The 22168-nt window shown below is 49.6% G+C and carries 15 protein-coding genes; 14 read left to right on the top strand and 1 reads right to left on the bottom strand.

The window, feature by feature from the left end:
- Positions 1 to 23 precede the first annotated feature (23 nt).
- The 4 genes from NQ534_RS00530 (at position 24) to NQ534_RS00510 (ending at position 5171) form a co-directional block, all read left to right on the top strand.
- Positions 24 to 1316 (top strand): type 1 periplasmic-binding domain-containing protein, encoded by a 1293-nt coding sequence (locus NQ534_RS00530; RefSeq protein ID WP_143115782.1) that lies wholly within the window; start codon positions 24 to 26, stop codon positions 1314 to 1316.
- A 224-nt stretch (positions 1317 to 1540) separates the two neighbouring features.
- On the top strand, positions 1541 to 2569 hold the full coding sequence (locus NQ534_RS00525; protein WP_006860279.1) for a replication initiator protein A: 1029 nt from the start codon (positions 1541 to 1543) through the stop codon (positions 2567 to 2569).
- A 265-nt stretch (positions 2570 to 2834) separates the two neighbouring features.
- The gene (locus NQ534_RS00520; RefSeq protein WP_040781538.1) at positions 2835 to 3071 is read left to right on the top strand and encodes a type II toxin-antitoxin system Phd/YefM family antitoxin; all 237 of its coding nucleotides are present in this window, start codon (positions 2835 to 2837) and stop codon (positions 3069 to 3071) included.
- Between the two features lie 1155 nt (positions 3072 to 4226).
- Positions 4227 to 5171 carry a hypothetical protein gene (locus tag NQ534_RS00510; RefSeq protein ID WP_040781710.1) on the top strand — a complete coding sequence of 315 codons (945 nt, stop codon included), beginning with the start codon at positions 4227 to 4229 and terminating at the stop codon, positions 5169 to 5171.
- Between the two features lie 397 nt (positions 5172 to 5568).
- Here NQ534_RS00510 and NQ534_RS00505 read toward each other — a convergent pair whose 3' ends face one another.
- Positions 5569 to 7998 (bottom strand): Ig-like domain-containing protein, encoded by a 2430-nt coding sequence (locus NQ534_RS00505; RefSeq protein WP_050778260.1) that lies wholly within the window; start codon positions 7996 to 7998, stop codon positions 5569 to 5571.
- Positions 7999 to 8600: 602 nt separating this feature from the next.
- Here NQ534_RS00505 and NQ534_RS00500 point away from each other — a divergent pair.
- From NQ534_RS00500 to NQ534_RS00455, 10 genes are all read left to right on the top strand, one after another.
- On the top strand, positions 8601 to 10001 hold the full coding sequence (locus NQ534_RS00500) for an amidophosphoribosyltransferase (protein ID WP_006860290.1): 1401 nt from the start codon (positions 8601 to 8603) through the stop codon (positions 9999 to 10001).
- Positions 10002 to 10010: 9 nt separating this feature from the next.
- Positions 10011 to 12389, top strand: a complete 2379-nt coding sequence (locus NQ534_RS00495; RefSeq protein ID WP_006860291.1) for an HAD-IC family P-type ATPase — start codon at positions 10011 to 10013, stop codon at positions 12387 to 12389.
- A 179-nt stretch (positions 12390 to 12568) separates the two neighbouring features.
- The gene (locus tag NQ534_RS00490; protein ID WP_081455560.1) at positions 12569 to 14326 is read left to right on the top strand and encodes an ABC transporter ATP-binding protein/permease; all 1758 of its coding nucleotides are present in this window, start codon (positions 12569 to 12571) and stop codon (positions 14324 to 14326) included.
- Entirely contained in the window at positions 14326 to 15996 is a 1671-nt protein-coding gene (gene cydC, locus NQ534_RS00485) for a thiol reductant ABC exporter subunit CydC (RefSeq protein ID WP_006860293.1), read from the top strand. Before NQ534_RS00490 ends, cydC begins: the two co-directional genes overlap by 1 nt.
- A complete protein-coding gene (locus NQ534_RS00480; protein WP_006860294.1) occupies positions 15996 to 16334 on the top strand; it encodes a nitrous oxide-stimulated promoter family protein in 339 nt (112 codons plus the stop codon). Before cydC ends, NQ534_RS00480 begins: the two co-directional genes overlap by 1 nt.
- Before the next feature lie 129 nt (positions 16335 to 16463).
- Positions 16464 to 17744, top strand: a complete 1281-nt coding sequence (locus NQ534_RS00475; RefSeq protein ID WP_006860295.1) for a 2-hydroxyacyl-CoA dehydratase subunit D — start codon at positions 16464 to 16466, stop codon at positions 17742 to 17744.
- A complete protein-coding gene (locus tag NQ534_RS00470) occupies positions 17741 to 19396 on the top strand; it encodes an acyl-CoA dehydratase activase (RefSeq protein WP_006860296.1) in 1656 nt (551 codons plus the stop codon). Before NQ534_RS00475 ends, NQ534_RS00470 begins: the two co-directional genes overlap by 4 nt.
- A gap of 60 nt (positions 19397 to 19456) precedes the next feature.
- On the top strand, positions 19457 to 20422 hold the full coding sequence (locus NQ534_RS00465; RefSeq protein WP_006860297.1) for a helix-turn-helix domain-containing protein: 966 nt from the start codon (positions 19457 to 19459) through the stop codon (positions 20420 to 20422).
- Positions 20423 to 20732: 310 nt separating this feature from the next.
- A complete protein-coding gene (locus NQ534_RS00460) occupies positions 20733 to 21338 on the top strand; it encodes an MptD family putative ECF transporter S component (RefSeq protein ID WP_040781542.1) in 606 nt (201 codons plus the stop codon).
- Positions 21339 to 21396: 58 nt separating this feature from the next.
- A complete protein-coding gene (locus tag NQ534_RS00455) occupies positions 21397 to 22167 on the top strand; it encodes an energy-coupling factor transporter transmembrane component T family protein (RefSeq protein ID WP_006860299.1) in 771 nt (256 codons plus the stop codon).
- The last annotated feature ends 1 nt before the right edge of the window (position 22168 follow it).

Genomic DNA, 22168 nt, shown 5'->3' with positions numbered 1-22168 from the left:
ACAGGAACAGGGAGGAAAAAAGAATGCTGAAAAGAAAATTTATGGCTGGAATGATATCTGCGGCAGTAATGGCAGGCGCTTCATTTCCGGCAGGGGCAGAGGAAGCGGACGTAATTCTTGACAGGGTGGATGCTGCACTGGAAGAGATACAATATTTTGAAGGAACGGCGGATATCCGGATGCCTGTTTCCCTGGAGTACGGGGAAGTATCAGCGGAGGTGCCGGTGGAAATAAACGGGACTTTCCGGGCAGATACCGGAAACAGACAGGCGGCAATGAGCTTCACACTTGATGCAGACGCAGAAGACGGGAATGTGCATACAGAATATGATATATATATACAAGACAAAATGCTTTATGTTTCGGAAAATGGCGGGGAATGGATGGTACAGGAAACAGGCGGCGAGGGACAGGAAGGAATACTGTCCGGGACATTATCTGCACTGAAAGCCGTGTCCGGAAATACGGGAATGGAAGAGAGTATGGAGGAAGCAGATGGGACGGAATGCCATGTGCTGCGTGCTGCGATACCGTCCGGAAGCTTCCTGGAAATCATGGGCGGACCGGCAGGAATTTCCGGTTCAGAAACCGGAATCATGGAAGACGCAGAGCTGGAGCTGTACATTGGTGCGGAGGATTATCTTCCGCGGGAACTGCGGACAGGCTTTACACTGTACGATGACATGGATGATGAGGAAGGGATGCTTTCCTGCAGTGTGGAGGCAGATATCCGTATCACATCATATGAACCGCAGGAGATTGCAATACCAGCGGAGGTGCTGGAAGCGGATGCAGGTATTTCTGATACCGGGGAACCGGAGAAAACAGATAGCTGGGAAATTCCGGAAGATGATGATTTCCTGGTGACAGAGGGGACTGCGGTCAATGTAAGCTGCGGGGATGGAAACGGAATCACCTTTGAACTGCCCACTGACATGGAGAATACCACATATGATAAATCAATGACAGATTACCTGTGCTTCAGTACGGACAGGGCGGAACTCACGGCTGAAGCGGATGGTTACTATGATACTGCAGATAACATGGAATCTGACAGGAACTTTTACATGGAAGGGGAATATTCAGACGGATTCATGGACGTAGAGGAATTCGGATTTTCCGTCCCGGCAGGAAGTGTTTCCGGAATCTTTTTCAAGTCCGTGCATGACGGCAGTGTTTCTTATACGTCAGCCCTGGCATACATAGACATAGGGGATGTATGCTATAAATTTGATTATACTGTCTATGAGGAAGCGGAAGCAGATGAAATAACGGGATTTATCCGGAAGGTCTGCGAAAGCATAAAAAATGCCTGAACAGGATGACAAAATATTAAAATTATAAAAATGGGCGGTAATCTTTGCGGATTATCGCTTTTTTATTTGCCGGAACAGGAAAGAACACATTCCGGCAGAAGGAGAAGAAACGTGTCACGAATGACACGTTTTTTATATCAGATAACAGGAAAATTTCCTGCCGTTATTGCGGCGGGAGCAGCCAGTAATTAAGCTTTGCAGAAAAAGTGGAGAGGGGATAGAAGATGCAGAAAGTACAGTTTGATTATTTTTATGGAATGGAAGCAGAACAATACAGTTTTTACCGGGTGCCGAAGGTGCTGTTTACAGCAGAACGTTTCAGAACCCTTTCCTGTGAAGCTAAGATTTTATATGGTCTGATGCTGGACCGCATGAGTCTCAGCATCAGAAACCGCTGGCTGGACGAAGAAGACCGGGTGTATATTATTTTTACTGTGGAGGAAATCATGGAACTGCTCGGCTGCGCCAGACAGAAAGCGATTAAGAACATCGCGGAACTTGATACAGAAAAGGGGATAGGTCTGATTGAAAAGAAACGTCTGGGGCTGGGAAAACCAAATGTAATTTATGTAAAAAACTTTATAATCAGAGACTGCCCGGAACCGGAGCAGAGAGAAAAACAGCCGGAAAACACCGGAAATACACAGAAGTATGAAAATCAAACTTCTAGAAGTATGAAATCCGGACTTCAGGAAGTACCGGAATCGAATTTCCAGAAGTATGAAAATCAAACTTCAGGAAGTATGAAAACCGAATTTCAAGAAGTTCCAAAATCAAACTGTAATAATACTGATATTAATAATACTGATATTAATAATACTGAGTATAGTGAGACTGAAAATATCTTATCCAATCCTATCTTATCTGCGGAAGTAGAAGAATGTCCGGACGGGATGGATGTGATAGAGAAAATGGATGCCTACCGGGACATAATCAGGGAGCATATTGACTACCGGTATCATGCAGACGAGGATGTGGATGAGCTGGTAGAACTGATGACTGAGGTTATGATGATGCCGGATGACAGCACCCTGCGGATTGCCGGGGCAGATAAGCCAGCAGCACTTGTAAAAAGCCGTTTCATGAAGCTGGATTATTCGCACATCGAGTATGTCAGGTTCTGCCTGCGCACGAATACCACCAGAGTAGGTAATATCAAGGCATACCTGCTGACGACGCTTTACAATGCCGCGCTGACAATGAATTATTATTACCGCGCGGAAGTATATCATAGCATGTATGGAAGCGGCTGAACTGTCTGACTGGTATCAGAAATTTTCATCGAATGCGGGAAAATAAGAGATGGAATAGTGGCAGACTTAGAAATATTTTATTGACTCCTGATAAATTAAGTAGTATGTTACAGATAAAAATTACTTTGTAACAATCGTATTTATTTTGAGGTCGGAAATGGTTCCCGATACACTCCATTTGAAGTACCTGAGATGCTGGATGAACCGCCCAGCCCCCAATATATACGCTTTTATTATTTTAAATATGGAAAAAGGAGTGGTTTGTATGTTAGTAGTAAAATGCGTGGATGTCAGAGACAATTTTGAGAATTTATGTGATAAGGTTTTTAATGGTGAAACACTGGTTATATCAAGACCGAAAAATGAAAATGTTGTGATGTTGTCTGAGCGGGAATATAATGAAATGATAAAAGCCAGGAGAAATGAAGATTATCTTTCCGTGCTGGATAAGTCTATGACAGAAGTGGAAGAGGGGGATTCATCGCAAAGTCCAATATTGTAACCCCAAATGGTCGGGAAGCAGGAAGTTTTATTCCCAAGGATGCTACCGTATCTATTTAACTTATTGATTGATGCAAATATCCTGCTGGATATTCTTCAGAATCGGACACCGCATGTCCAGAAAGCCCTTTACGCCGACTATGGCGAGCAGCCGATTTTGAAATTTTAATTTTTTGCGGGGATTGACATATTTGCTGGGCTTGCGTATAACAATAGTAGCAGACAACTGCCTTGAAAAGTAGTCTGCTCCCAGTCATGCGGAATATAAATAGGCTGTGTAAACGTGGTTCGCTCCCGGTCATGCGAATAATAAATAGACCGCGGAAAAGTTTTTAAGCCTCTTGCCGGGAACGGCAAGGGGCTTAATCTATACAAGGAGAAATGTTGCTTATGGAAATGAAATTATAACGGGAAGCCTGTACGGATTGCAGACCCGAAGATAGTACAGAAAATGGAAAAGAACGCAAGAAAAGTTATCAATCTGTTACATAGAGGGATTCGCTTTACACCGACGCAGCCGGACGTAATTAAAATTGAGAAAATGATGTTAGCAGAATTGCAGTCAGATAAGGACAGGCAATCAGAATAAAGACAGAATCCGTATGCAAAAGAGTTGAAGAAACAGGTTACAATAAAAATTTCACCTTCTGTCATTGACTAGTTTAAGAATCAGGCGGCTAAGCTGGGAATGCCTTACCAGACACTTATTAACTTGTATTTAGCGGATTGCGTAAACAACAAAAGAGAACTTCAAATGACGTGGAAGTGAGCAAAAAGGTCATAGGCACTATGTCTGTTTCTGGCATGATGACGAAGAAGTTTTCGAGAGCAGGGGAATAGGAAATATCATAAGAACTGGCAGAGCATACAAAGGTATGGACTGTAGTCATGTTAAAAAAGAAATAGAACTTTCCGGAGGCGCAATCTCCGGGAAATCCGTTTCTGACCGTCCATGTGGCTCACTTGCATTTCTTTGAACAATGGCATATGCAATTTTAAAATGGAGTGGTTAGTGTCAAGTGTTCGTTGGCACAAACGGGCAAAAAAATTAGGTTGATTTGGCTGTGGTTCTGGCGTATAATAATTATGAGGTTATATACCCTGTAGGGAGTGGATTTTGTAATTCCCGACAAATGAAGAAAAGGGGGTTATGGCTGTGGACACAGAAATAAAAAATGCAGTAAGTGCGACAAATCAAGAAGCTCAGTACGATGAAAAGGCAAAGCGCCTGTTAGGAAATAAAATCATATTAGCACACATTTTGGTGAAAACAGTTGACGAGTTCCAGGGAATGAACCCAAAAGATGTAGTACCTTACATTGAGGGAAATCCGTTCATCAGTGTTGTGCCTGTGGAACAGGGACTGACAAATACAGTTAAGGAAAAAGACGGACAGCGAATCGTTGGCATGAATACGGAAAATGCGGAGATTAATGAAGGACTTGTCAGGTTCGATATCGTCTTTTATGTACGCATGAAAGACGGCGTTTCACAGGTTATCGTGAATCTCGAAGCACAGAAGGATGAACCTTCAAGCTATCATATTTTAAACCGGGCAGTTTTCTATGTGAGCCGACTGATATCCTCGCAGAAGGAACGAGATTTTGTTAAGACAAACTATAACGACATCAAGCGTGTATTTTCCATTTGGGTTTGTATGGGCATGGATGAGAACAGCATGGCTTATATTCATCTTGCAAAAGATGATATGTTAGGCTCTTATCAGTGGAAAGGCGGTCTTGACTTATTAAATATCGTTATGATTGGCATAGCAAATGAGCTTCCTAAGCATGATGAAAAGTATGAGCTGCATCGTCTGTTAAGCACAATTTTATCAATGGAATTATCTGTTAGTGAAAAGCTGGGAATCATGGAAAACGAATATCAGATTTCGGTAGATGATGAATTGAGAAAGGATGTGAGCGTTATGTGTAATCTGAGTCAGGGAATTAAAGAGTTTGCAACAGATGAGGCAAATGCAAAGTTTATTTTAAGTATGTACAGAAAGGGTTATTCATTAGAACAAATTGCTGATGTTGCAGAGAAAAGCATTGCAGAAGTCGAAGCCATCATCAAGAAAAGAGAGCCTGTATTGGCGTAAGCACAGTAACTAAAAAACAGAAATAATTGGGCAGTGAGCTGAGTTTTCTACGGGAAAACAGTTCGCTGCTTTTTCTGTTTTTGTTTTATGGAGAGAAGGACAGTCGCATCATGTGGAGGGATTCTTATCATTTATTGTCGCTGTTGCGGCTGGTGTAGCCTGCCACTACATCATCAAATGGTTAGACGGCGACAAATAGTCGGTAACTAGCCTGTGGTCATAAGCCCAACCACTTCAAAATGGGAATAGAAATCCCCGAAGGTCTGGTACACCTCCGGGGATTTTGCTTGTTCCCTATACTGGGTATTGTCTTTTGCCTATAGGCATTATAGCATATGCGATTCTGAAATGCAATATTCCCTTAAAAATTTTTCCAGCAGCAGTTTCAGATACTGTATCAACCTGCAGTAATTCCAAAATGGCGGCAGAAGTCGAGGTACTGCTCTTTTGGTACTAAAATGCTTTTTTCCATATCATCCAGGAAGCTGACGCCTGCATTTGCAAGATTCTGTTTTCCTTCTGCGTAAGAGCAGGGAGACATATCTACAATCATGGATGTCAGATTAACACCGGAAGGATTGCTGTAGCGCACAAATGCAATGGCTACATAGCTTCTTGAATCCAACTGGTTTACCATATGTGCATGGTCTTCGGTAAGCCCCCTTGCTGCATTTCTGCCTAGTATGGTTCCGCTTGTACTCCATGAACCGCCATAACCGTTTTGCATACCACCGTGTGTTGCGAGAGAATTCCTGTCGGATTTTTCGCCGGATGTCCAGCCGCCAATCATCGTGCAGACAATATTTCTGGAAGCTCTTGCTGTTGCTAATTGCATAAGCCCTTCATCCCATATGCGCGCCTCTACAGCGGGCTGGTCGCGGAAGGAAGCCAGTGCCCGGTCTGCCGGTGTTGTGCGGATATGATTCAGATATTCGTGCGCCGTCAGGGAAGCCTCCCTGTCGATTGTCAGGTTATTGAGAATCTCATCATACGTATATGCGCCCACGCGGTAGGTCGTGGAGGCTGTCGGGTAAGTACCGTCTTCAGCCGGATACTGTGTTTTTACTGTAATCGTTGCATAGCCTTTAGCGATACCGGTGACGGTGCCGCTGCTGTCCACGGTAGCAATGCCAGGGTCGCTGGACGTCCAGACGAGCTGCGCATTTTTCGGATTCGTATAGGCACTGTTCAACGTGAGAGCCACTTTTTTTGTACCGCCAACTGGAATCATTTTCTGTGTAACAGCAATTTCTCCGTCACAGTCGTTATCTGTGAGCCAGATACCGGTTATCTGTGTGCGGGCAGGTGTGACTGTGATATTATATGCCGCGCGCGGCTGGAATTCCTGTGCCTGGCGTTCCAGGGACCAGTTATATTTCACGACTGTGGAGACGTATTCCGCCGGGACGCCCCAGTTTACGGCATACGCAGTGATTGTGCAGTCACCGGCAGCAAGCATTGTTACTTTACCGTTGCTGTCCACGGTTGCCACAGAAGTATTGCTGGAGCTCCAGGTGATGCTCTTGTCTGTGGCACCTGCAGGGGTCACAGAAGCCGTAAGCTGCAGCGTTTCACCTGCCATGAAACCTGTTCCATTTCCGGAAATACTGACACCGGTGGATGCGGTTCCGGAGGCTGTTTTCACATTGGATGGCGTCGAAGGTGTTGAAGGAGCAGGTGCAGGAGCCGGGGAACCGGAGCTGATGCTTACCGATATTTTGCAGGATGCTGCTTTCCCGGAGCCGTCCTTCGCGGTTGCGGTAACTGTTGCTGTACCATTTGCAACGGCAGTCACTTTTCCGCTGCTGTCTACGGAAGCAATTCCGGTATTCGAACTCTTCCATGTAACTGCTTTATTTGCTGCGCTGGAAGGTGAAACAGAAGCGGCAAGCTGCAGCGTCTGCCCTCTGGCAGTGAGTGTGGCAGAGGTACGGTTCAGGGCGACAGAAGATACTTTTACTACCGCAGGAATCTTCACTGTTATTTTGCATGAAGCTGTCTTTTTTGAGCCGTCCTTTGTGGCTGCGGTAATGGTTGCTGTCCCGTTACCCCTGGCGGTGACTTTTCCTTTACTGTCCACAGCAGCCACTTTCGTGTTGGAGCTCTTCCAGGAAACATTCCTGTTGGTTGTACCGGAAGGAGAAAATGATGTAGTAAGCTGCAGGGAACTGCCAGCAGATGTAAGGGTGGCAGAGGACCTGTTCAGAGAAATTTTCTTTGCTTTCACAACAGGCAGTTTTACTGTTATTTTGCAGGAAGCCTTTTTCTTTGAGCCATCCTTTGCAGTTGCGGTAATGGTAGCAGTTCCATTGCCAACAGCTTTTACCTTTCCTTTGCTGCTTACCGTTGCCACTTTCGTGTTAGAGCTTTTCCAGGTGACGGACCGGTTGTTTGCGCTGGAGGGGGATACAGATGCCTTCAGTGTCACTGCAGCGCCTGCTTTTTTCAGCGTGTAGGATTTTTTGTTCAGCTTTACGGATTTTACCGGCTGCTTTACCGTTACCCTGCAGGTATACTTTTTACTTCCTGCCCTGGCGGTGATAGTAGCAGTGCCTTTTTTCTTCGCTGTTACCACGCCTTTCGAGGAAACGGTAGCAACGCTTTTTTTAGAGGTTGTCCATTTAACTTTTCCAGAGATACCGCTGAGTTTGAGTGTATACTTTTTCCCGGTATTCAATGTCAGCTTCGTCTGGTTCAGTCCGGTTTTTGTATTGGCTGCATGGACATCTGCCTGCAGAAACATGGAGCTGAAGACTGATATGATACAAAATGCCAGTAATACCAGGACGATATGTAAACTTCTGTGATGCTTTGTAACTTTTCTCATAAATTTTTCTCCTTCTGTTGCGATGAGATACCTGTTCTGGCTACATATTTTCCTATTATAAAACAAACCGGAAAATATACGGATTTGCGATGTTTCTCTAATAATAAATTATATAAGAGAAAGGCAGGAGATTCAAGTAGCAGATGCTTCGTTTACCAAACTTGGAAAGCAGGTATAGAAGTTTTCCAGGGGGTATTTTTTCGTGTTGCATTTCGTGTTGCATAGCACTCAGAAATCTATTATTTGCGTAACAAATAAGGGGATTCTGATAATAAACTAAAGAAGATTTATCCCATAATTCCTTGAAAACCGCATAAAATGGGTATTTATTTTAAAATGCGTCACGGTTTCGAGTCCCGTCTCGCGCTCTGAAAAATCCAGTTAGATACTGGATTTTTTTATTTTCTTAAATGATTTTGGTTGTTCCGGACTGCGCATGCGGGCGGAAGGCTGTGAATCGTAACATTTGGAAAGATATTGCAGATATCATCTTTTTTTAATATTTTTTTCCTTGTACATTTTCTCAGATATTGGTATAGTGATATATGACTGCAAGTGCAGGAGCACAGATATTGAACATACATTAACTGGAGGAAGATAAAATGGGCGGTTTTTTTGCTGTAGCTTCAAAAGAGGATTGTGTATTTGATTTGTTTTTCGGTGTGGATTATCATTCCCATCTTGGAACGAGACGCGGCGGTATGGCGGTCTACGGGAAAAATGGGTTCGACCGGGCAATTCATAATATAGAAAATTCTCCGTTCCGCACGAAGTTCGAAAAAGACGCAAATGAAATGAAGGGGTATATGGGAATTGGCTGCATTTCCGATTACGAGCCGCAGCCGCTGCTGATTCGTTCGCATCACGGCACCTACGTGATTACCACGGTGGGAAAGATTAATAACATGGAAGCTCTGACAAAAGAGCTCCTGTCCAGGCACACGCATTTCATGGAAATGACGAGCGGGGAAATCAATGCCACGGAGCTGGTAGCGACGCTGATTAACCAGAAGGAAAATATTGTGGAGGGCATCCAGTACGCGCAGGAAAAAATCGACGGTTCCATGACGCTGATGGTGCTGACGCCGAAGGGCATTTACATTGCAAGGGACAGGCTGGGCAGGACGCCGGTGGTCATCGGAAAGAAAGAGGACGCCTGGTGCGCCTCCTTTGAGAGCTTTGCCTACTTAAATCTCGGCTATGACGACTATCGCGAGCTGGGACCGGGAGAGATTGTGGTTATGACGCCGGAGGCGGTGGTGACGCTTGTGCAGCCGGGAAAAGAAATGAAAATCTGTACCTTTCTCTGGGTATATTACGGATATCCGTCCTCATCCTACGAGGGAATCAGCGTGGAGCAGATGCGTTACCGCTGCGGGGAGCTGCTGGCGCAGCGCGATAATGTGCGCACGGACACGGTAGCGGGTGTGCCGGATTCCGGAACGCCTCACGCGATTGGATATGCAAATAAATCGGGCATTCCGTTCTCCAGACCGTTTATAAAGTACACGCCCACCTGGCCGCGGTCATTTATGCCGACCATGCAGAGCCAGAGAAACCGGATCGCCAAGATGAAGCTGATTCCGGTGCACGACCTGATAAAGGGGAAGCGCCTTCTTCTTATCGACGATTCCATTGTGCGCGGCACACAGCTCAGGGAGACGACGGAATTCCTCTATCACAGCGGAGCAAAAGAGGTGCACATCCGTCCGGCGTGTCCGCCGCTGATTTATGGATGCAAATTCCTGAATTTTTCCCGCTCCTCATCGGAAATGGATCTGATTACCCGCCGGGTGATGAAGCGGTTTGAGGGCGACGAGGCAGAAAAGCACCTGCAGGAGTATTCCGACCCGGATTCCGAGCGCTACCACAAAATGGTGGAGGAAATCGGCCGCGAAATGAATTTCTCCTCTCTCAGATATCATCGTCTGGACGACATGATAAAATCAGTCGGGCTGGATGCGTCAAAGCTCTGCACGTATTGCTGGAACGGGAGGGAATAAGGATTATATATGAATAAATGGAATTATCACGGGCTCTCCGTCGCGGAGGTGGAGGACCGTGTGTCGCTTGGGCGTTCCAATAAATCGGATACCAGTGCTTCGAAGTCGAAGAAGGATATCGTTAAGGAACATACGCTGACATATTTTAACTTTCTGAATCTGTTCCTGGCGATTCTGGTTGCCTGTACCGGTCAGTTTAAAAACATGACCTTTATGTTCATCATTCTTATCAATACGGCAATCGGTATCGTGCAGGAGTTCCGCGTAAAGAAGCTGATTGATAAGATATCGGTGATGACCGTCACGCAGACGGACGTCATCCGGGACGGGGAGCTGCAGAAGGTCGCCGTGGAGGATGTCGTGATGGACGACATTATCGTGGTGGAGAACGGCAACCAGATCTGCGCCGACTGTACGGTGCTGGAGTCGGATGGCATAGAAGTGAACGAATCCATGCTGACTGGCGAGTCGAAACCGGTAAAAAAGAAGCCGGGAGATACGCTGATGTCGGGCAGCTATCTGGTGGCAGGAAGCGGCGTTGCCAAGGTCTTCCATGTCGGCGAAGATAACTATGCGGTGTCGCTTGCGAAAAAAGCGCGTGTTAAAAAGCGCGCTTCCTCCGAGATGCAGGAGACTATCAAAAAGATTATCAAGATAGACGGCGTCCTGCTGATTCCTGTCGGCATCCTGCTGTATCTCTCACAGAGCAGCGTGGAGGGCATCACGACGGGAGACGCGGTGGTAAATACGGTCGCCGGCGTTATCGGTATGATTCCGGAGGGGCTGGTGCTGCTCACCAGTATCTCGTTTGTACTTGGCGTCGGGCGTCTGGCGAGGAAAAAGGCGCTGGTGCAGGAAATGGAGTCCATTGAGGCGCTGGCGCGCGTCAACGTGCTCTGCCTGGACAAGACCGGCACTATCACGACCGGGGACCTGGACGTCGTGGAGGTGGTTCCGCAAAGCGACACGCCGCCGGAGCGCATAGAGAAGATTATGGGCGAGTTTTCCTATATCTTTGACGATGTAAACAGCACGCAGGAGGCGCTGAAAAAGCGGTTCCCGCAGTCGAAGGAATGGAAGACGGAAGCAAAAATCCCTTTCTCCTCCGACCGGAAATACCGGGCGGCAGCCTTTGAAGGGCAGGGGGCGTTTGTCCTCGGCGCACCGGAATTTCTGCAGAGCGAGAACATGGAGCTGCTGGAGAAGGTCAATCAGTATTCCGCTGAGGGACTGCGCGTGCTGCTGCTGGGAAGCTGTAAGATCGATGCAGAGGAGAGCGTGGCGAAGGAGGTTTCTCCGCTGGCGCTGATTATTATTTCCGACCAGATACGTCCGGAGGCCGCCGATACCTTTGCGTACTTTAAGGAGCAGGAGGTGGCGATTAAGGTTATTTCCGGAGATAATCCGGTGACGGTATCCAATATCGCCGTAAAAGCCGGTCTGGAGGGCGCAGAGCACTATATTGACGCGCGCAACCTGCCGGAAGAATTCGGCGAGCTCTGTATGGAGGTGGAGAAATACACTGTATTCGGAAGAGTAAAGCCGGAGCAGAAGCAGAATATCATTAAGGCGTTCCAGGCAAATAAAAATGTGGTCGGAATGGTCGGGGACGGCGTGAACGATGTGCTGGCGCTCAAGGATGCCGACTGCGGCATCGCAATGGCGGCGGGCAGCGATGCGGCGAAGCAGGTGGCACATATCGTCCTGCTGGATTCCAACTTTGCCTCTATGGTGAATATTGTCGGCGAGGGCCGTACCATTATCAGCAATATTGAGCGCGTGAGCGCCCTTTATCTCACCAAGACCATATATTCCATCCTGCTCTGCGTAATCTTTATTCTGCTGCAGGAGCCGTATCCGTTTATTCCAATCCAGCTTTCCTGGATCAGCGGAACAGCCATCGGCGTGCCCAGCTTCCTGCTGACGCTGGAGCAGAACCAGCAGGCGGTGTCGCGCGGATTTTTGCGTCAGGTGCTGCGCATATCGCTGCCGGCAGCGCTTACGATGGTCATTACGATTGTCATGACACAGCTGATGTCGGGCTTCTGGAACGGGGATGAAATGATGACCTCCACATACAATCTGGTGCTCGGCGGTGTTATCAGTATGATTGTTGTCTATCGTGTCTGCCAGCCGATGAATCATTTTCACAGGCTGCTGTGCACGGTGCTGCCGGTCGTTTTCCTCGCCGGTGTACTGATTGCCCCCGGTTTCCTGAGCGTATATTCCCTGATGCGCTGGGAGAGCCTGCTGCTGATTCCGATGACCTGCATGGCAATCATGCTGGATATCGGGTTTACGAAGGCAATCTGCTGGTGCTACGATATGGTAGGTAAATTGAAGCAGAAACGTTTCAGAGCACGCCAGCCTCAGACACCTGCTGCCTGAGGCATGGGAACGTGGTCTGCGCAGGCGGTAATAAAAAACTCTTTACAAATACATTGTATTTGCGTATACTAAAGAAGGTTAGCGGTTACTTATTCTCTGGTAACCGCATTTTTAGGCACGGCGGTTAGGTAATACTAATAGCTTTGCAGAAGAAAACAGAAACGGGGTACAGGATTATGATGATAAACAAACGGCTGATTGGAACAGTTCCGGAGAGCAGAAAATATGTCGCCGCCAATGTGGCGCTGCAGTGGTGCTCTCTGGCGGCGAATATTGTGCTGATGTCCGCCATCACGGGACTTCTGGCGTCGCTGCTTGCGAAAAATGCGGACAGGGGAGATTTTCTGCGGACGGCGGCCGCCGCGGTCTTTGCGCTGGCGGTGCGCTTTGTTTGCACCCTTTTTGCGAGCCGCATGGGTTATCTGTCCTCGCGGGCAGTCAAGCGGACGCTGCGGGAGCTGATTTATCAGAAGCTGCTGCGCCTGGGTGCCTCCTACCAGGAGCAGATACGGACATCGGAGATCGTGCAGGTGGCTGTGGAGGGCGTCGACCAGCTGGAGACATATTTCGGAGCATACCTTCCGCAGTTTTTCTACGCAATGCTTGCGCCGCTGACGCTGTTTGTGTGTCTCTGCTTTGTAAACATGCCCTCCGCCGTTGTTCTGCTTATCTGCGTCCCGCTGATTCCGGTGGCGATTGCGGCGGTGCAGACCTGGGCGAAAAAGCTTTTGTCAAAATACTGGGGACAGTATACGGCGCTCGGCGACACATTCCTGGAAAATCTGCAGGGGCTGACGACCCTAAAAATTTACCAGGCGGACGGCTATAAAAATGAGGAAATGAACCGGGAATCCGAAAAATTCCGCAAAATCACCATGAAGGTTCTGACGATGCAGCTTAATTCTATCACAATCATGGATTTGATTGCCTACGGCGGGGCGGCGCTGGGAATCATTATGGCGGTAACGCAGTTAAGAGCGGGAGCGGTGTCCCCGGCGGGCTGCCTGTTGATTATTCTTCTGGCGGCGGATTTCTTTATTCCGATGAGACAGCTTGGCAGCTTTTTCCACATCGCCATGAACGGTATGGCGGCGAGCGATAAAATTTTCCGCCTGCTGGACCTTCCGGAGGAGGAGACGGGGACGGAGGATTTTCCGGAAGAATGCACCATCACCTGCCGGAATCTGTGCTTTTCCTATGAGGAGAACAGGGAAATTCTGCACGGCGTGAATATGGAGTTTGCGCAGGGCAGCTTTACCGCCATCGTCGGGGAGAGAGGCTGCGGCAAATCTACCGTTGCCTCCATTCTGATGGGCAGAAATAAAGGCTATCTGGGAACGGTAAGGATTGGCGGCAGAGAGCTGGGCAGTATCCGCGAGGCGGAGCTGATGAAAAATATCACGTATATCAGCCATCAGAGCTATCTTTTTAAGGGAACGGTCCGGGATAACCTCTGCATGGGAAAGCCGGACGCTTCCGATGAAGAGCTCTGGAGCGTGCTTGCGCGTGTGAAGCTGGCGGATTTTCTGAAGAGCGAGCGCGGGCTGGATACGGAGCTTAATGAGCGCGCTTCCAATCTCTCCGGGGGACAGTGCCAGCGGCTTGCGCTTGCGCGGGCGCTGCTTCACGACAGCCCGGTGTATATTTTTGACGAGGCGACTTCAAATATCGATGTGGAGAGCGAAAATGATATTATGCGCGAAATCTGGGCGCTGGCAGAGGAAAAGACGGTAATTCTGATTTCACACCGGCTGGCGAATGTGACAGGCGCCGACAGGATTTATGTGATGGAGCACGGGGATGTGCAGGAGAGCGGCAGGCATGAGGAGCTGGTCGCTTTAGGCGGCGTTTATGCAGAGCTGTGGAATGCGCAGCAGAGCCTGGAAAATTACGGGAACCTGTGCGCGGGCAAAACGGAAGAGAAGGAGGCAGAGTAATGAAAAGAAGAAGCGGATTTACGGTTATGACAAAGCTGATAGGTCTGGTGAAGCCTCTGACCGGCTATATGATCCTGGCGGTGACGATGGGACTTATCGGACATCTCTGCGCCTCTTTTATCACGATTCTGGGCGGCTATGCGTTTCTGGAGGTGCTGGGCTTTGATATGGGGCTTTCCGTTGGCGTGATTTTCGGCTGTGTTCTTGTATTTGCGCTGCTGCGGGCGGTTCTGCGCTATGCGGAGCAGGCGTGCAACCATTACATCGCGTTTAAGCTGCTGGCGCTGATACGCGATAAGGTGTTCCGGGCGCTGCGCAGGCTCTGCCCGGCAAAGCTGGAGGGCAGGGATAAGGGAGATCTGATTTCCGTGATTACCTCGGATATCGAGCTGCTGGAGGTGTTTTACGCGCATACAATCTCTCCGGTGGTGATCGCGTTTTTCTTTACCATCGTGATGTGCCTGTTTATCGGCTCCTTCCATCCGGCGCTGGGGCTGCTGGCGCTTGCCGCATATCTGGTAGTCGGTGTTGTAATTCCGCTCATTACCTCCCGGCTGAGCGGGGAGGACGGCATCCGGTTCCGCACAAAATCGGGCGATCTGAGCAGTTTTGTGCTGGACAGCCTGCGGGGGCTTTCCGAGACGCTTCAGTATGGGCAGGGGGAAGCGCGTCTGGCGGGAATGAATGAGAAAACCAGTGAACTGGCAAAGGATGAGGAGCGGCTGAAGCGCACGTCTGGCAGAAACGCGGCGGTTACGAACACGGTAATTCTGGCGGCGGACCTTGTGATGCTCTTTGCGGCGGCAGCGCTGTACCAGCGCGGGCAGGTGGATTTTTCCGGCGTGCTGATACCGGTCATTGCGCTGTTTTCCTCCTTTGGTCCGGCGGTTGCCCTGGCAAACCTGGGAAGTACGCTGCAGAATACTTTTGCGGCGGGGAACCGTGTGCTGGATATTCTGGAGGAGGAGCCGGCGGTGGAGGAAGTGACGGGAAAACCGGAGATTACCTTTGACGGGGCGTCTGCAGAGCACGTTACCTTCTCCTATGGCGCAGAGACGATTCTGGAGGATGTATCGCTGCGGATGGAGCCTGGCATTATCGGCATTACCGGCAGGAGCGGAAGTGGAAAATCCACGCTGCTCAAGCTGTTTATGCGGTTCTGGAACGTGCAGCAGGGCAGCATAAGCCTCTCCGGCGTGCCGGTCTCCGAAATGAATACGACGAATCTGCGGGAAATGGAAAGCTTTGTCACGCAGGAGACGCATCTGTTTCATGACAGTATCAGAAATAATCTGCGGATCGCAAAGCTGGATGCTACGGATGCGGAAATAGAGGAGGCATGTCGGAAAGCCTCCGTCCATGATTTCATTATGAGCCTGCCGCAGGGCTACGATACTCCGGTGGGAGAGCTTGGCGATACGCTCTCCGGCGGCGAGCGGCAGCGCCTGGGGCTTGCGCGGGCATTTCTGCACGATGCGCCGTTTCTGCTGCTGGACGAGCCGACCAGCAATCTCGACAGCCTCAACGAGGCGGTGATTTTAAAATCGCTGCGCGAGGAGCAGGCGGGAAGAACGGTGGCGCTGGTATCACACCGGCAGTCGACCATGCGGATCGCGGATAAGGTGTATTCCGTGGAGAAGCTGTCAAAGGCAGGCGGGAGGAAAAGCTGATGATAAAGGATGTACAGACAAAAAGGGAGCGGGAAAAAGCAATGGTCTCCCAGATGATCGCCCTCTACTGCCGCAAACAGCACGGAAGCAAAAACGGACTTTGCCCGGAATGCGCCGCGCTCGATGCCTACGCAAGGCAGCGAAGCGAGAAGTGTCCGTTTATGGAGACAAAAACCTTCTGCTCCAACTGTAAGGTACACTGCTATAAGCCGGAAATGCGCGAGAAAATCCGCGCAGTGATGCGCTACAGTGGACCGCGGATGATCTTTCATCATCCGGTGGCGGCGATACGCCATGTCCTGGAGACGAAAAAAGAAAAGAAGCTTATGAAAAACTGATTATTGTCAATAAGACAAATGTTGCGTATAATTGTGGTATGCATTTCTTCGGCTGTTGTCATGAAATGAGAGAAAAAGATACCTGCGGAGGGCATATCATACAGGCCTTCCGCCAGGAGGAGGCAGGAAATGGAAGTTGTAAAAACATTTGGACACTGTGTAGAGCAGTTAAGTGAAAGCCATCAGGGGACAGCCAGATGGCTTTTAAAGACCGGCTGGCAGGCGCAGAGACTGCGCTTTCAGTTTGCACCGGATAAGCGGCTTCTGCCGGCAGACCAGTATCTGGCGCGTCTGATGATGGATACCATGCTGAGGCCGCTTCAAAGACCGCAGGAATCCGCCATCGTGAGCGTATTTACACCCTGCGAGCTTTTGCAGGAGGTGGGGCTTGGACCGTATAATGTGGAAAGCTTTTCCTGTTACCTCTCCGGCTCCCAGGCGGAGAGGGCCTGTCTTCAGCAGGCGGAGAACGAGGGGCTTTCCGAAACCCTCTGCAGCTACCACAAAACCTTTATCGGCGCGGCAAAAAGAGGAATTCTGCCGAAACCGAAATGCATCGTATATACGAATCTTGTCTGCGACGCGAATCTTCTTACCTTCCGGTATCTGGCGGAGCTGTTCGACGTGCCCGCCTTTGCAATAGACGTTCCCTTCGAGCAGAACGGGGAAAACGTGCGGTACGTGGCAGAACAGCTAAGAGAACTGGCTGCCTTTCTGGAAGAAAACACGGGGAAAAAGATAAGTGAATCCGCTCTTAAAGAGCGTCTGAAACGAAGCAGGGCTACCCTGGAAAATATACATCAGTGTCAGCTCAGACGGGCGGACCGGTATGTTCCCACGGATCTGGTCACTCCGCTCTACGGCGGTATGACCAGTCATCTTCTTCTGGGAACCCCGGAGGAGGAAAAATATACGGAAATGCTGCTTCGGGACATCAGCGCTGCACCGGAGACGCACGGAAAAAGAATTTACTGGATGCACACGATTCCCTTCTGGTCCGACGCAGTGAAAAAAGAGCTTCTTTTAAATGAAAACGCGCAGATTGTCGGCTGCGAGCTTTTCCAGACCTTTGATCTGGAGGGAAGAGAATTTAATCCGGACAGACCCTATGAGGCTATGGCTGAACGGATGGTTTACCACAGCTTAAACGGCGGCGTACTGCGCCGGATCGAGGCAGGAATCCGTCATGCAAGGGAGGCGGGCGCGGATGGAGCCGTGTGGTTTGGACACTGGGGCTGTAAGCACACGCTGGGAGGCTCTCAGCTGGCGAAGAAAAAATTTGAGGAGGCGGGAATTCCTCTTTTGATTCTGGATGGCGACGGCTGCGACAGAAGTCATGGAGGGGAAGGCCAGACGGCTACCAGACTGGGAGCGTTTCTGGAAATGCTTGAGGAGGGAAAAAGCAAATGAACAAGACATATTATGTCTGTAAATATACGCCCATAGAATTGCTGACGGCGCTCGGCGCGGAGTGCGCCAATATGAATGAAATGCCGCAGGGCTTTGAACTGGCGGACCAGATTGCCCATCCAAACCTCTGCGGATTCGGAAAGGCGCTGCTGGAGGCGGTTATGCAGGGAAAGGTAAAGGAACTCGTCCTGGTCAACTGCTGCGATACCATACGCAGTGTCTGTGATGTGCTGGAGAGCAGCGGCAGGCTGGATTTCCTTTATATGATAGATATGCTTCATTCTGACAGCGAATGCAGCAGGGAGCGGACGGTGCGGCAGCTGAAGGCGCTGGCGAAGGCTTATGGGGAATATCGCGGCACGTCCTTTCAGGCGGAAAGGTTCCGCCGCGCGTTCCGGCCGCAGCAGAAGGAGAGGAGACCCCACATCAGCGTGCTGGGGGCTCGCATGGGAACGGAGCTTTTTGAAATGACGCAGAAAGCCATGCCGTTTCCGGTGGAAAATGATTCCTGCGTTTATAACCGCTCTGCCGGAAGCGGGACGCCGCCGGAGACGGAGGATTTCGACGCGCTCATGGAGTGGTATGCAGGAGAGCTCCTTCATCAGCTTCCCTGTATGCGCATGATGGACAGCACGGGACGAAAGCAGCTTTACCAGGACCCCGACCTGCGGGGAATCATTTATCATACAGTAAAATTCTGCGATTTTTACAGCTTTGAATACGCGGAGATAAAAAATCATGCCGCAGTACCAATCTTAAAAATCGAATCGGATTATACAATTCAGAGCAGCGGCCAGCTTTCCACCCGATTGGAAGCATTCGCGGAAAGCCTGGCTCCGGATCTGAAGAAAGGAAAAGAAAAGACGATGGGAAAAGGATATGTGGCGGGAATTGACAGCGGCTCTACCAGTACCGACGTTGTCATTCTGGATAAAAACAGGAAAATTGTAACAGGAATCATTCTGCCGACGGGCGCAGGCGCGGCGATCGGCGCGGAGCGGGCGCTGGAGGAGGCGCTGAAGAGCGCGGGTCTTGTCCGGGAGGATATAGACGCCCTGGTGACGACGGGTTACGGGAGAACGGCGATTCAGGACGGCGATAAGAGCATCACGGAAATCACCTGCCATGCCCGCGGAGCGCATTATCTCGACCCGTCTGTGCGCACGGTAATCGATATCGGCGGACAGGACAGCAAGGTCATCCGGGTCGATGAAAACGGCGCCGTGGTGAATTTCGTCATGAACGACAAGTGCGCCGCGGGAACAGGGCGCTTTCTGGAAATGATGGCGCGGACCCTGGAAATGAGCCTGGAGGAGCTGAGTCTTAAAGGACTTGATTACAGGGAGGACATCACGATCTCCAGCATGTGTACCGTTTTTGCGGAATCAGAGGTTGTGTCCCTGATCGCGCAGAATAAAGCTACGGACGATATCGTACACGGTCTGAACAAGGCGGTTGCTGTTAAGACTGCGGCTCTTGCAAAGCGCGTGGGAGGAGAGGCTCCCTATATGATGACGGGAGGCGTCTCCAAAAACCGGGGGCTCGTCAAAACGCTGGAGGAAAAGCTGGGGGCTGCGCTGCTCATCAATGACAAGGCACAGCTGTGCGGTGCTCTGGGAGCCGCGCTGTTCGCGGCGGATCTGATGGGATGAGAGCCGGAGTGCCTGCAAAATGAGGTCGGCTGCATCTGACGGACGGAGGAACAGTAGTATATGACAAATCAATATATGAATAAGCTTTACTGCAATTTGCTCTCTGCTTCACCGCAGACGGTTACCATAGATATTCCGGCGGACATGGGAACCGGTCAGATTTCGCAGGTCGTTACGAAACAGGGAGCAGTAGTTTCAGACTGGCGAATGAATTATTTTTCAGATGTGAACGTGCAGGGAGTGAGCAGTGAAGAATATATCCAGATGCTGTTCTGCTTCCGGGACGGCGTTACCTGGAACATTGCGGACAACCGGAAGAGCGCAGGCATACAAAAAGGAGAATCCTGTATTTACCGCGGTCACGGGAAAATGGAATATCTGTGCTATTCGAAAAAGAGCGATTTCCTTTTCAAAAATGTAAAAATACCGCTGTCCTGGTTCGATAAGATTCTGAATGACTACTTTGAGGCCGGAGAGATTGCGGTTTATCAGAAAAAATTACTGGATGGCATATCAAAGATACGCATTACTCCCTATATGGAGCATATTTTTGCAGAACTGAAAGATTTCACGCAATACCGCGGTGGTCTGGGATACCTGTTTCTGGAGAGCAAGGTCTCTGAACTGCTGGCGGTGTATTTGAGCGAGGTCCTGGAGCTTCGTATTCTTGCGCCGGATTACATTGCAATTTCCAGAAGCGACCGGGATTCCATCACAGAGGCAAAGAGAATCATCGACAGCCAGCTTGCACTGGCTCCGGGCTGCGAGGAGCTGGCGCGGCAGGTCAATATCAGCACTTCTAAACTGACAAAGGGCTTTTCCGCCCTGTTCGGAACATCGGTTCACGCGTATATCATCGACCAGCGGCTGGAAAAGGCGGCAGGTCTGCTGCTGGAGGGCAATCTGAATGTCAGCCAGGTGGCTATGCTGGTGGGATATTCAAAAGCGAGTAATTTTGCGGCGGCATTCAAAAGAAAATACGGAATAAATCCGAAAAATTATAAAGCAGAGACGGCAATCCGGTAAATATGGTTACTGTCCAGGTACCACTATTCCGCGAGGTGTTCAGGTGCAATTTCTGTGCATCGCGAAGCGTGTTGCTGTGAACGAAGTGAACAGTAACAAAATACGGATTCCGGGTAGAATCAAACTGGTTTTGGGTTGGATTTGCGGATGCAAATTGCTATGATATATGGCGTGGTTAGAAAAAACTAACCACGCCATATTTTACGCGGGCAGCGATGAGAATGCCATGCTTACATGGGTATTTGAGGAGCGCCGCAATAACGGGCGGAACTCGCAGAGCGCGTTTCACCGTAGTCAGGGAGGAATTGACATGAACAAAAAATTAAATGCGAAGGACTTTATTCTGATTGGCGTTCTGACTGCTCTCATGTGGATCATCTGCATGATCATCAGTACCGTAATGAGCATTGCCGGTCCTGTTACCAATGTTTTCTATCCTGCCGTCACCGCGATCCCTGAGGGAATTGTTATGATGCTGCTGCTGGCAAAGGTGCCGAAGAAGGGCGTGTTCACCATCTGCGGCACGATTCAGGGAATCCTGTTTCTGCTGGTCGGCGGATTCTGGCTTATCCCGGTCGCGCTGATTACAGGCGGGCTGATTTGTGACTTTCTGATTATGGGCAGGAAGGAAATCACAATGAAGTCCATGATGATTGCCTACACAATTTTCCGCGGCATCTTTGCTTTTGGGGCGATTGTAGGACCTATGAGATTCCTGCAGGATGCTTTTGTAGGGGCGATGGAAAAGAACAACATTGCGCAGGAATACATAGATGGCATGATTCAGATTACTTCCGGCTTTATGCCTGTCGTGATTGTAGCCGCAGGTCTGCTCGGCGGTCTGCTGGGCGGTTACATTGGACAGAGGGCATTGAAGAAGCACTTTATCAGGGCCGGGCTTGTATCCGTAAAGTGACAGCTCCAAAAAGGTACATAATTTTGTCGGTAAACTGCCGCCGGGGTTGGAGGACAGTATGGAAGAAAACATAAAGAAAATGATTACAAAAAGACAATTCAGGCACACAGCCGCTTTAGACCCGCGGTGCAAGGCGGCGTTACTGATTCTGATCGGATGTGTCAGCTACTTTCTGAATGGAGAAATCTGCAGCCTGGTGCTTGTTGCCGCCTTTGCGCTGTTTATTGCTGTCGGCAACGGAGCAAAATGGGCGGCAAAGATGCTGGTATTTTATATTGTCATAGCCTGGCTCAATGCTTTACTGCGCTATGTTTCTATTCCGGTGCTCAGCGTGATTATGAGTGTGTTCGGCGTGACAATTCTGAAGCTGGTTCCCATTGCTATGATGGGAATATGGATTCTGCGCACGACCCACATGGACGACCTTATGGCAGCGCTGCAAAGAATGCGGCTGCCGCAGGCTGTCACTATTCCGCTGGTTGTCATGTTCCGTTACATCCCGACGCTGCGCATCGAGTACCGTATGATCCGCAATACAATGGATATTCGCGGAATCAGCGATACGGCATGGAAGCAGATTACACATCCGCTCTCTACGATTGAGTATATTCTGATTCCCCTGCTCATGCGGTGTCTGAAAGTGACGGACGAGCTGGCGGCATCCGGTACGACCCGCGGTCTGGAGCTGGAAGAGCGAAGATATGCGTTAAATCCGGTCCGCTTTTCGTGGAAGGAGTACATGGTTACTGCTCTGGGGATTGCTTTTCTGGCGGGACTTTTATTCCTTGACTATACCTCTATCGGGGAAATCATTATATGGAGGGTATAGC

Origin of the sequence: Marvinbryantia formatexigens DSM 14469 (assembly GCF_025148285.1) — a bacterium.
GTDB lineage: Bacteria > Bacillota > Clostridia > Lachnospirales > Lachnospiraceae > Marvinbryantia > Marvinbryantia formatexigens.
The sequence above is the reverse complement of the archived record's forward strand: the minus strand, read 5'-3'. Positions and strand labels throughout refer to the sequence as shown.